Below are 6,823 nucleotides of genomic sequence, written 5' to 3'. Positions count from 1 at the left end.
ACCTTGCGCTTGGCCTCCGCCATGGCCTCGGCGCCGGCTGGCGAGTAGTCGGCGTATTCGCCCAGTCTGCCGGCGACTCCGATGTATGTCGCAACGGTCGGGTCGAGGTCAATGTAGGTGCTGATCCAGCCCTCTGCGATGCCATCGATGCTGGTGGGGGTGCGCGATTCACTCATTCCCCGAGCATACGATGGCCTCCGCCTCGGAGCGCCGTGACCTGCCGCTAGTGCGCGGCCGCGTCCCAGTTTGCCCCGATGCCCACCTGCACATCGAGGGGCACAGCCAAATCGGCGGCTGAGCTCATGCGCGTGCGCACAATCGACTCGATCGTCTCGAGCTCGCCCGGGGCAACCTCGAGCACCAATTCGTCATGAACCTGGAGTAGCAGCCGGGATCCGAGCTTCTGGTCGCGGAGGTCCTCTGCGACACCGAGCATGGCGATCTTCATGATGTCGGCGGCAGATCCCTGGATCGGGGCGTTGAGCGCAGCGCGCTCGGCATTCTCGCGGAGCACCCGGTTCTTGGAATGCAGATCGGCGAAGGGGCGACGGCGCCCGAAGATCGTCTCGGTGTAGCCGTCGTCGCGCGCCTTCTCGACAACGGATCGAAGGTAGTCACGCACCGCGCCGAACCGGGCAAAGTAATCCGACATGAGTTGCTTCGCCTCTGAGGTGTCGATCCTCAACTGCTTGGACAACCCAAAAGCGCTCAGGCCGTAGGCAAGGCCATACGACATCGCCTTCACCTTCGTGCGCATTTCCGGGGTGACATCGGCCGGGTCGACGTGGAAGATTCGCGAGCCGACGAAGCGGTGGAGATCCTCGCCTGCGTTGAATGCTTCAATCAGGCCCTCGTCGCCTGAGAGGTGCGCCATGATGCGCATCTCGATCTGCGAATAGTCCGCGGTAAGGAGCGTTTCGAACTCCGCGCCGTGTCTGAATGCAGAGCGAATCTCTCGGCCGACCTCGGTCTTGACAGGGATGTTCTGCAGGTTGGGGTCGTTCGAGGAGATGCGGCCGGTGCTCGTTCCGGTCTGGTCGTAAGTCGTATGAATGCGGCCATCCGGCTTGACAGCCTTCTCGAGCGTTTCGACGATCTGTCCGAGCTTCGTGACATCACGGTGCTGCAGCAAGAGACCGAGGAACGGATGCGGGCTCTTCTCTTGTAGGTCGGCGAGGGACGCTGCATCGGTGGAGTAACCGGTCTTGTTCGCCCGGGTCTTGGGCATGTTCAACTCATCGAAGAGCACCTGCTGTAGCTGCTTAGGCGAACCGAGGTTGACCTCGTGGCCGATCTCGGCGAAAGCCTTAGCCGCGAGCTCGCCGGCGGAGGACGCCAGACGGGTGCGAAGCTCAGCAAAGATCTCGGAATCGACACTGATGCCCGTGAGCTCCATCGTCGCGAGCACGTTCACGATGGGAAGCTCGATGTCGTCGAGAACCTTTCGCGTACCGGGGTCGAGTTTGGTTGCGAGAGCCTCCGAGATGCGCAACACGTACCAGGCCTCTGTCGCGGCGCTCAGCGCGTCTACCTCTGGGACGAGCTGATTGGGGTCGGCGAGCGTAATCGTCTCCCCCAGCACGGAATACACCTGGGAGGCGAGATCTTCGGGCTTGGAGCCTGGACGCAGCAACCACGCTGCCAGCGAAGTGTCGAAAGCAATGCCGCCAATGGCGAGACCGACCTGGCGCAGCGCCTTCACCTGGCGCTTGGAGCCCAGCAGGTACTTGGGCGATTCGCTCGCGAGCCACGACTCCAGTGCGGTGTAGTCGGGGCGACCCTCTGCCCAGGGAACGTAGACCGAGTCGGTCGCTGAAGCGATGCCGAAACCGCCGATACCGGATGCGTCGATTTCTACCTGCAGTCCGAGAGGCGCAGTTCCCTCAGCCGAATTGCGGCTGAGCCACTGAGCGAGCTCTTCGTCAATGAGGGTACGCACCACGGGCGCCGTCTGTGCCGAGCTGACCTCATCGATCACAGCAGCCTCGGTGATTGCATCCGTGGCACCCTCGGACGCGGCGATCTTGAGCACTCGTTCGAGGAGCGTGCGGAACTGCAGGCGATCGAACACATCGCGGACCGCGTTGACGTTGATCTGACGGCGCTCAAGATCAGCAGGTCCAACGGGCAGCTCAACATCGGTAACAAGTCGGTTGAGGCGCCGGTTGCGGACGGCATTCTCCTTCTGTTCACGAAGCTTCTCGCCGACGACACCCTTGATCTCGTCCGCGTGCTCAAGGATCTGGTCGAGTCCGCCGTACTGCTTGATCCACTTGACGGCGGTCTTCTCGCCGACCTTGTCGATTCCAATGAGGTTGTCGCTGGTCTCACCCACAAGCGCCGCGACATCCGGATACTGCTCGGGCTCGATGCCGTCCCGCTCTACGACCGCATCGCGGTCGTAGCGCTTGAGTTCAGACACGCCGCGTGCGTTGGGGTAGAGCAGCGTGACATCGTCGTTGACGAGCTGGATGGAGTCGCGGTCGCCGCTCACCACGAGAACGCGGAAACCCTCGGCCGCGCCGCGGCTGGCGAGCGTGGCGAGAATATCGTCCGCCTCGTAATCCTCTTTGGTGATGGTGACGATGTTCATCGCCGCCAGCGCCTCTTCTAGGAGGGGAACCTGCCCGATGAACTCGGACGGTGTCTCGCCCCTGGTGCCCTTGTATTCCGGGTATTCACGCGTGCGGAATGAGTAGCGCGAGATGTCGAAGGCCACCGCAAGGTGGGTCGGCTTCTCCTGGCTGAGCAACAGCAGGAGCATCGAAAGGAACCCGTGAATCGCGTTCGTATGTTGACCGTCACGAGTGACGAAACTGTCGACCGGCAGCGCATAAAACGCTCGGAATGCTAGTGAGTGACCGTCAATGACGAGGAGGGTAGGCTTTTCGGAATCCGACACAGAGCCAGCCTAACGGGGTGCGCCGACATGCCACCGCGTCGCTGGGAAAGGCACCATCAATGACGAAGTTTCCCGCCGACTTGCACCCTGACCTCATTGAGCGTCTCGAGGCCACAGGGGGCGGTGAACTTCCCCGCAAGATGGGCATCGTGTTCGATGAGCTCTCTGCCGACTACTCCGTGGCCCGAATGCCCGTTGAGGGCAACCGTCAGGTGATTGGTCTTCTCCACGGCGGTGCCTATGTGGTCCTCGGCGAGTCACTCGGTTCGATGTCGGCGGCGATTCACGCCGGCCCTGGCCGCTTTGTCGTCGGAATCGAGATCAACGCGACGCATTCTGGCTCCGCGCGCGAGGGCTGGGTCACCGCCACCTGCCACGCCATCTCTCTGGGAAACACGCTGACGACCCACGAAATTGTGGTCTCGGATGAAGCCGGAAAGCGTCTCTCGACCATTCGCATCACGAACCTCATTCGCGACATCCGCTGACCGCACAGAAACGGGCCGGATGCTGGAGCATGCGCTCCGGCTTCCGGCCCGTTGTTTCTGCGACCGGTGTGCGGCCGAGGACGTGCTACTTCTTGGGAGCGAACTGGTCGATGATCGTTTTCGCTACATCGTGCATCGTGAGCCGGCGGTCCATCGAAGCCTTCTGAATCCAGCGGAACGCTTCGGGCTCGGTCAGGCCCATCTTCTCGTTGAGGAGACCCTTGGCACGGTCGACGAGCTTGCGTGTTTCGAAACGCTCAACCAGGTCGCCAACCTCGGTCTCAAGGGCGATGATCTGGGCGTAGCGGGCGAGAGCGATCTCAATCGCCGGCAGCAGGTCGTTGGGAGTGAACGGCTTGACCACGTAAGCCAGCGCGCCAGCCTCGGTCGCTCGCTCGACAAGCTCCTTCTGGCTGAACGCCGTGAGAAGGACAACGGGAGCGATGTGGTTCTTGCTGAGCTTCTCAGCGGCAGAGATGCCATCGAGAAGCGGCATCTTGACGTCCATCACGACGAGGTCGGGACGCAGCTCGGTCGCCAGCGCTACCGCAGCCTCTCCGTCACCTGCCTCTCCGACGACATCGAAACCGTTGTCACGGAGCGTCTCGACGATGTCGAGTCTGATGAGCGACTCGTCTTCGGCTACGACGACGCGGCGGGGGGCCTGGGTGGATTCCTGGTCTGACACGTGTAAAGCCTACGGTATTCTGATCGGAGTTACTGTGCGCCGGTGTGGCGGAATGGTAGACGCGGAGCACTCAAAATGCTTTGTCGCAAGACGTGTGGGTTCGAATCCCACCACCGGTACAGAAGCTCGACGGCTCCGCATCCCCGTGAAACCGGGGGTGCGGAGCTCTTTTCGTGGAACAGGCGTTAAACGCCTCACGCGGGCAAACCCGAAGGTCTGCCCGCGTGAGGATGCGCTGTGAGGCTACAGCGATTCTGCCCAGACGGGAGCAGCAGCGTTCTTGGCGTCGCCAATGCGGTGCACGCGAAGGTCGTTCGTCGACCCGGGGATGCCGGGAGGCGATCCCGAGATAACGACGACCTTGTCGCCGACCTTCGCGAGGCCCTCTGCGAGCAAGATGTCGTCCACCTGGCGGTACATCGCGTCGGTGTGCGTCACGCGGTCCACGAGGTAGCTCTGCACGCCCCAGCTCAGCGCCATACGGCGGAGGATGCTCTCTGAGGGCGTGAAACCCAGGATCTGGATGCCGTTGCGCAGTCGCGACATACGGCGAACGGAGTCGCCGGATTCGGTGAAGACGCACAGGAACTTCGCCTCGACAAAGTCCGCTACCTCGGCGGCCGCGAGGGTTATCGCGCCGCCCTGAGTGCGAGGCTTCGTGCCGAGCGGAGCTACACGCTCAAGACCATGGTCCTCGGTGGATTCGACGATGCGAGCCATGGTCTGAACCGTGACGACGGGGTACTCCCCCACGCTCGTCTCGCCACTGAGCATGACGGCGTCGGCACCGTCGAGCACGGCATTTGCGACGTCAGAGGTTTCTGCGCGGGTCGGAATCGGGTTAGAGATCATCGACTCAAGCATCTGCGTTGCAACAATCACGGGCTTTGCCATGCGGCGGCAGAGTTCGACGGCGCGCTTCTGCACGATCGGAACAGCCTCGAGGGGCAGCTCGACACCCAGGTCTCCTCTGGCCACCATGATGCCGTCGAAAGCATCGATGATGGCTTCGAGATTGTCGACAGCCTGGGGCTTCTCAATCTTGGCGATGACGGGGAGGCGCAGGCCCTCCTCGGCCATAATTTCATGCACGCGTGTGATGTCTTCTGCGTTACGCACGAACGAGAGGGCGATGTAGTCAGCGCCGAGCTTGAGCGCCCACCGCAGGTCGTCCTCGTCTTTCTCCGAAAGCGCGGGCACGTTGACGGCAACGCCGGGCAGGTTGATGCCCTTGTTGTTGGATACGGTTCCGGCGACAACGGTCTCGGTGGTAACCGACGTTGCATCCGTCGCAATGGCGCGGAGCTTGACGCGGCCATCATCAATCAGGAGCGTGTCTCCCGGCTTCACATCGCCGGGGAGCCCTTTGTAGGTCGTGCCACAGACCTCGCCCGTTCCCTCGATGTCGTCGGTGGTGATCGTGAAAATATCTCCGACGTCAAGGTGGTGGGGGCCATCCTTGAACTTGCCCAGTCGAATCTTGGGACCCTGGAGATCGACGAGCACGGCGACAACACGACCGGATGCGGTTGCTGCCTTGCGAACCTTGCCGAAAATTTCTTCGTGAACTGCATAACTGCCGTGGCTGAGGTTCATGCGGGCAACATCAACACCAGCCTCAATGATTGCCCTGATGTCTTCGTAACTTGATGTTGCTGGGCCTAGCGTCGCAACAATCTTTGCGCGTCTCATGCGGTGCTTTCTGTCGATGTGGACAAGACCGGAAGCTTCCAGCCTAGAGCGTCTGGGGCATTCCGAACGAGTCCCGATTTAGAGCGAGATGGGTCGGTCCGTCGGCCTCACTGGTGCCGGGAGAAGCGTGTCGCCCTCTAGGAAGCGGTCTACCTCAGAAGCGGCCGCTCTGCCCTCGGCAATCGCCCAGACGATGAGCGACTGGCCACGGCCCGCATCGCCGGCAACGAACACGCCGGAGTAGTCGGTTTCATAGTTGTGCCCCCGCGCAGGAACCCCCTGCTCGAACGGCAGCGACAGCTGGGACTCGAGGCCCTGGCTCTCGGGACCGGTGAAGCCCAGCGCGAGAAGCACGAGATCGGCGGGGATCTCCCGCTCAGTTCCCGACTTCGGCACTCGGCGACCGTCCACGTATTCCGTCTCGGCAATCCGAACAGCGCGGACTTCGCCGACCTCGTTGGAGAGGAACTCAACGGTGGAAGCAAGGTACATGCGCTCTCCACCCTCTTCGTGGGCGCTCTGCACCTCGAACAGTGTGGGAGCCGTCGGCCAGGGCTGGTGCTCGGGCCTCTCGAGAGGCGGCTGCGTGCCGATGGCCAGGTTCGTGACGGAGAGCGCATTCTGACGGTGCGCGGTTCCGATGCAGTCGGCACCCGTGTCGCCACCACCGAGAACAACCACATGCTTGCCTTCGGCCGTGATCTGGTCGGTGACCGTGTCACCAGCGACGACGCGGTTCTGCTCCACGAGGTACTCCATCGCAAAGTGAACGCCAGCGAGGTCACGTCCCGGGATCGGGAGGTCGCGCGGCACCGTCGACCCTGTCGCGACGATTACGGCGTCGTAGCGGGCGCGTAGATCGCTCCACGAGATGTCGTCGCCAATGGTGACACCGGCGCGGAATCGGGTTCCTTCTGCCTGCATCTGCTTGAGGCGGGAGTCGAGAACCTTCTTCTCCATTTTGAAGTCGGGGATGCCGTAGCGAAGGAGGCCACCGATGCGGTCGTCGCGCTCAAAGACGGCAACGGTGTGCCCAGCGCGGGTCAGCTGCTG

General features: G+C 62.4%; 5 protein-coding genes and 1 tRNA gene. 2 read left to right on the top strand and 4 right to left on the bottom strand.

Annotated elements, in window-relative coordinates; translation table 11 throughout:
* Positions 1-223: 223 nt before the first annotated feature.
* Complete coding sequence (polA, locus tag AC062T_RS04245; protein ID WP_476027699.1) at positions 224-2,902, bottom strand: DNA polymerase I; 2,679 nt, start codon at positions 2,900-2,902, stop codon at positions 224-226.
* A gap of 59 nt (positions 2,903-2,961) precedes the next feature.
* Between polA and AC062T_RS04240 the strand changes: the two genes are divergently transcribed.
* Positions 2,962-3,390, top strand: coding sequence for a PaaI family thioesterase (locus tag AC062T_RS04240; protein WP_476027697.1), 429 nt, complete (start codon positions 2,962-2,964; stop codon positions 3,388-3,390).
* Positions 3,391-3,475: 85 nt separating this feature from the next.
* Here AC062T_RS04240 and AC062T_RS04235 read toward each other — a convergent pair whose 3' ends face one another.
* The gene (locus AC062T_RS04235; RefSeq protein WP_108516486.1) at positions 3,476-4,078 is read right to left on the bottom strand and encodes an ANTAR domain-containing response regulator; all 603 of its coding nucleotides are present in this window, start codon (positions 4,076-4,078) and stop codon (positions 3,476-3,478) included.
* A gap of 38 nt (positions 4,079-4,116) precedes the next feature.
* On the opposite strand from AC062T_RS04235, the gene AC062T_RS04230 reads away from it, so the two are divergent.
* Positions 4,117-4,197 (top strand) — tRNA-Leu (locus tag AC062T_RS04230).
* Positions 4,198-4,321: 124 nt separating this feature from the next.
* Here the strand turns inward: AC062T_RS04230 and pyk are convergent.
* Together pyk and AC062T_RS04220 are read right to left on the bottom strand one after the other, a co-directional pair.
* A complete protein-coding gene (gene pyk / locus AC062T_RS04225; RefSeq protein ID WP_476027695.1) occupies positions 4,322-5,770 on the bottom strand; it encodes a pyruvate kinase in 1,449 nt (482 codons plus the stop codon).
* A 78-nt stretch (positions 5,771-5,848) separates the two neighbouring features.
* A partial coding sequence (locus AC062T_RS04220) for a glutamate synthase subunit beta (protein WP_476027693.1) occupies positions 5,849-6,823 on the bottom strand: 975 nt, incomplete at its 5' end.

It is taken from the genome of Homoserinimonas sp. (assembly GCF_056262345.1).
This window is presented reverse-complemented; position numbering and strand designations above follow the sequence as displayed.